Genomic DNA, 5,003 nt, shown 5'->3' with positions numbered 1-5,003 from the left:
CTGGCTCCGGTAGACCTTATGGGCCGCCGCCGTAGTGACTAAGACCTGTGTACCTGGCTCAGCCGTGATCCCCATCTGTAACCGATCCCCGCCCACCATACCCCCTGCCGTGTGAACGATGACACTCTGGCAGTTTTCTGGAGCCGCCGCTGGGTAGAACGGTCGCTGAATGCGCAGGGGAGCGGTGCTGTAGCTTTTGGTCGGCAGTGTCTTCCCGTTGACATTGCTAAAGCAGAGGTCCAGGGTGCCCTGCCAGTGGCCCTGTTGATTCTCTTGAGAGAACAGCGAGGCCTGCTTCGATGGCTCCGTATCTATTGTTTTCATGGTCTTTTTTATGGGCCATTCACGGCTCACCGCGCCTCCTGACAAAAACGTTCAACACATCGAACAAACAGTTCCACCCCTGTGCCCAAGACGGTTTCGTCAAAATCAAATCGAGGATGGTGATGGGGATAGGCCAGATTTAAATCAGGATTCGCCGACCCTAAAAAGAAATAACAACCTGGTTTCTCTTGCAAAAAGAATGACATGTCTTCCCCGCCCATGGTCTGACATTCGGGGACCACTCCGGCTTGAGTTTCAATCACAGTAGCGGCCACCGATCTAACCAACTCGGCAATGGTGGCATCGTTGATCACAGGGGGATATAGGCGACGGTAATCGAACTGGTAGCTCGCCCCGTGGGCCTGACAAATGCCAGCAATTATAGTCTCCATGCGCTCTGGCAACATGTCTCGATATTTCGGATCAAAGTAGCGCACGGTACCGCCCAGACGAGCGCTATCGGCAATCACATTGACGGCTGTACCTGCTTTGAACTCTCCGACCGTAACCACGGCAGAGTCGATCGGGCTGACGTTGCGGGCCACAATGGTTTGCAGGGCATTGACCACCTGTGCCCCGACCACAATGGAGTCAACTGTCTGGTGGGGAAGAGCACCGTGCCCGCCTCGCCCTTGAATGGTGCATTGAAAATATTCGGTAGCGGCCATGAGGGGACCGCTACGGACGCCGACTGTTCCCAAGGGAAGATTATTCCAAATATGTAGACCAATGATGGCGTCGACCTCTGGCTGACTCAGTACTCCTGCCTCAATCATCGGCTTAGCACCGCCGGGGCCTTCTTCCGCTGGCTGGAAGATGATTTTGACGGTGCCAGCAAAGGTATCACGGTGTCGCGCCAGATAGTAGGCGGTGCCCAGGGCAATGGTGACATGGCCATCGTGACCACAGGCATGCATCTTGCCGTCGTGCTGTGACCGGTAGGGTACCTGATTGAGTTCTTGAATGGGGAGGGCATCCATGTCGGCCCGGATGGCGAGCACCGGGCCGGGCTGATGGCCTGGGATAGTGGCGACAATGCCGGTTTGGGCGATGCCGGTTTGGTGGTCAATGCCCCACGCTGTCAGCTGCTGAGTGATAAATTCAGCGGTTAGAGTTTCTTCAAAACCTAGCTCTGGACGCTGGTGTAATTGCCGACGCCACTCCACCAATTCAGTTTGCAGGGTTTGAATTTGCGATCGCACCCGAGGCGGTACGTTAGAGATTTGTGTATTGGCAGGCAGCGTAGAAACCATAGGACCTTAGCAGACAAAGATATAGCTAAAGTATATAAACCTTGTCCACGTCCTAGGCCAAACCTCCCTGACTAAGCGACCCAAAATGCAGCGGGCATGATCGCTTCTAACGTCAGTTCGCGAGCTGCTGAGCTGAGCTGAGCCAAATTTGTGGGATCACTCAAGTAGGGCAGCACCCCCAATACGGGAACGCGAGTGAGGTTGCTGATCATATCCGGTGGGGTGAGCTGGGTCAGCTGCTCCTGGGCTTCCGGAGTTGTGCAGTTGAGGACAATCCCCTGGAGCTGCAATCGGTGCTGGCGGGCCAGGGCGACGTTAGCAACGGCAGCTGCGATCGCACCCAGCCTCACCGGCACCACTAACACCACCGGCAGCCGCCAATCCGCCGCTAGATCCGCCACCGTCATCTCATCTGTCACTGGTGAGCCCAACCCCCCAAGACCTTCCACCAGCACCCATTCACACTGCTGCCTTAGGACTGTATACCGCTGCCAGGCCGGAGTCAGATCCACCGTTTTACTCTCCAGCACCGCTGCGATTGGAGGTGCTAGCGGTGCGTCAAAAAAGACCGGATTTAGCTCTGCTAGAGACTGCTCTAATTGAAACAACTGCTGCCACAGCTCTCGATCGCCTATCCCCGCTTGCACAGGTTTCAAAACGCCTAACCGTCGAGCCCCACAGTACGCTTGCCAATAGGCCATCAGAGCACAGGTCAAAACCGTCTTCCCACACTCCGTATCCGTCGCCGCAATTAACAACCCACTCCTCATTTAGATACCTCCAAACCTACGGACTCGCCGTCCCCTGGCCAACAACCTGAACATCCAATGTAAATTCTGCCGCACTAGCCGATTTCACATCGATTGCATAGTCTCCCCCCAGCGGCAGATAGCTATTCCAGTACAACACTCCTTCAGCATCAGCAATTTGTTCCCCTCCCGGAAACGCCACATCAAAGGTGACCGGACCACTAGCCTGAGTAATCTTCACGGTGACAATTTGGCCCTGTTGGGCATTAACCAAATAGCGCTGCACCCGACCTGGCCCCACTGAGTTAGCCAACAGCGTTCCCGTTGCCCCCTCAGGGAACTGTACTCGCTGACTAGAAACCTGTTCTTGTGGCTTGGGCGGCACCTCGTCTGGCTCCTCGGGCACCTCATCTCCTGTGTCACCACCATCCGTATCAGTCCCGCCTTCATTATCAGTGCCATCATCCACCGGAGGATTGTCGCCACCGTCGTTGTTCTCGCCTGGCTCGTCTGGCGCTGCCGCTTCTAGACCTAGGGTCAGCCCATAGGTGCTTTGATCTGTGCCACGAGCTGTGCGCACTTGGACTGTGTAGCGACCATCCTCAGGTAGTTCTCCCTGCCAATCTGATACCCGCCGACCGCCACGTAACTCCTTTCCGTCCGCATCCAGGACTGACAGAACAACGCCGTCACCCGTCAGGGCCGTTCGCAGCGTTTGCCCAGCTTTACCCTCAAACGCATAGTTAACGGTATCGCCCTTCTTAATACCGCCCTCTACAGTTTTTTGATCGCCCTCCGCTAGCTCCAAAGCAGACGTATAGTTAGTCGGCTCCTCAGGTTCTAATGGTTTAGGTTCTGGGGTGTCAGGCTGGTTATTCTGATTTTCCAGTTCTTCCGGCGGTGGCAGCGGTTGAATCACCTCGTTCTGGCTGGGAGGGTCTGGTTTCAAGACATAGTTAACGGTCGCCCAGCCGCCAAATCCAGCTAAGGCCGTTGCCCCTAAAAACATGGCTGCCAAAGCCAATGGATTATCCATCCCCCTTTGATCGCTAGGAGACGTCACAACCTGAGTTCTACTAGCCGTAGTCTTGGCCGCCGCCGAGCGAGTACCCCCCATGTCCGTTGTACCCGTCTGGGTAGCAGTGGGATTACTCCCCACCGCTACCGTACGCATTTCAGAAATAGGCTGATGCTGTGGGGTCGGTCGCCGTGTTGGACTTTGGGGGGGGGCGGACGAGACAGCATGAGCGCTACCACCCTGTTGCAGTGCCTGAGCCATCTCGCTAACTGACTGGTAGCGATCGCTCGGTCGATAGCTTAAGGCTTTATTCAGCACAGTCGCTAACTGATCGCTTACTTGTGTAAACGGTTGCCAGTTCCAGCTCAAAGTAGTGTCATCAAACAGCTCATGGGGTTCTTTGCCGGTCATCAGCACAAGGACTGTTACCGCCAGCGCATAGAGATCGCTGCTAGGATAAGCCCGTCCCGACTGTATCTGTTCACTGGGGGCATATCCTGCCTTTCCCACTGTTGTTGCTTGTGTTGTCGTTGCGTCTGTCTGTAGCCGAGTAACGACCTCTTTGACCACACCAAAGTCAATGAGCACCGGTCGCTGGTCGCTCCGCCTCAAAATAATATTCTCTGGGCTAATATCGCGATGGATAATGCCCTTGGCGTGAATATGGGCTAAAACAGGCAATAGCTGTCCTAGAAAAGCACGTATCTCAGTTTCCGAAAAAGCTTGTCCTGGACGCTGTTGTAGGATCTCTCGGTAGGTTAGCCCCTCTATATAGTCTTGTACCAAAAATAAACGCTGATCCTGCTCGAAGGAGGCACGAAATTGAGGAATCTGAGGGTGACTGATCTGGTATAAAGTTTCCGCCTCTCGCTGAAATAGCTGAGCAGCCTTACTAGAAAAGCGATCGCCACCCCCTACAGGCATGAATTCCTTAATGACGCACTCCTCTTCAAAGCGCCCTTGATCCTTAGTCAAGTAGGTTCGTCCAAAACCACCTTGCCCCAGCAACTGGGCAATCCGATATCGATTTTGCAAAAGAGTACCGACGGCAAGGGCGGGTTGCATAGTAAACGTCCAAACAGGGCGACATCAACGGGCAGCAAACAGTCTGAGCACAGCCTGAGCTTTGATGTCCCAGACAGGCTATACCACTCTAACCCAATGCTCCATGAATGCTGCATCGTTTCAAAGTCCGCAACGATTTTGAACGCTGGAAACATTGTGATGTGAGGCGATTGACTACTCCTCGGCCTAAAGGCGCGGGGATTCCCTGGTCATTGACATAACTTTCAGCTCCAACGTTACCGCCAGACCCAAAGAGGTCGTATCTCACAGGGCGTTTTCCTTGTCTAGCAAGGTGCTTCCCGTGTGCCCCACGGTAGCCAGTCCTTTGTTCAGAATGTTGATAGCTGCATTTTCATCTCTATCCAGCGTGCACCCACACTTGCAAGTATGAGTCCGAGTTGATAAAGACTTCTTCACTATTGTTCCGCAGCTCGAGCATTCTTGCGATGTATAGGCGGGATTCACCGCTACGGTTACCCTGCCAAAGATCTCGCCATAGCGCTCTAGCCACGTTCTGAACTGATACCATCCCGCATCAGCAATCGACTTAGCCAAGTTGTGGTTCTTGACCATATTTCGGATTCTCAAATCTTC

At 54.2% G+C, this 5,003-nt stretch carries 5 protein-coding genes; all 5 read right to left on the bottom strand.

The features are described 5' to 3' along the window. The coding region (locus IQ260_RS27635; RefSeq protein WP_193996291.1) for an urease accessory protein UreD at nt 1-324 on the bottom strand (324 nt) is incomplete at its 3' end. Nucleotides 325-350: 26 nt separating this feature from the next. Beyond that, a complete protein-coding gene (locus IQ260_RS27630; RefSeq protein ID WP_193996290.1) occupies nt 351-1,577 on the bottom strand; it encodes a M20 metallopeptidase family protein in 1,227 nt (408 codons plus the stop codon). Nucleotides 1,578-1,648: 71 nt separating this feature from the next. Beyond that, nucleotides 1,649-2,347: a dethiobiotin synthase gene (gene bioD, locus IQ260_RS27625; RefSeq protein ID WP_193996289.1), complete on the bottom strand. Its 699-nt coding sequence runs from the start codon at nt 2,345-2,347 to the stop codon at nt 1,649-1,651. A 16-nt stretch (nt 2,348-2,363) separates the two neighbouring features. Beyond that, nucleotides 2,364-4,409, bottom strand: coding sequence for a serine/threonine-protein kinase (locus IQ260_RS27620; protein WP_193996288.1), 2,046 nt, complete (start codon nt 4,407-4,409; stop codon nt 2,364-2,366). 264 nt (nt 4,410-4,673) lie between these two features. Next, on the bottom strand, nt 4,674-5,003 hold a 330-nt coding region (locus IQ260_RS27615; protein WP_193996287.1), incomplete at its 5' end, for an RNA-guided endonuclease InsQ/TnpB family protein.

Source organism: Leptolyngbya cf. ectocarpi LEGE 11479 (assembly GCF_015207065.1).
Lineage (GTDB): Bacteria > Cyanobacteriota > Cyanobacteriia > Phormidesmidales > Phormidesmidaceae > Leptothoe > Leptothoe ectocarpi.
This window is presented reverse-complemented; position numbering and strand designations above follow the sequence as displayed.

Bases quoted from the DNA above. Each gene is read 5' to 3' on its own strand.
- IQ260_RS27630 (WP_193996290.1), bottom strand. From the start codon at position 1,577: ATGGTTTCTACGCTGCCTGCCAATACACAAATCTCTAACGTACCGCCT.
- bioD (WP_193996289.1), bottom strand. From the start codon at position 2,347: ATGAGGAGTGGGTTGTTAATTGCGGCGACGGATACGGAGTGTGGGAAG.
- IQ260_RS27620 (WP_193996288.1), bottom strand. From the start codon at position 4,409: ATGCAACCCGCCCTTGCCGTCGGTACTCTTTTGCAAAATCGATATCGG.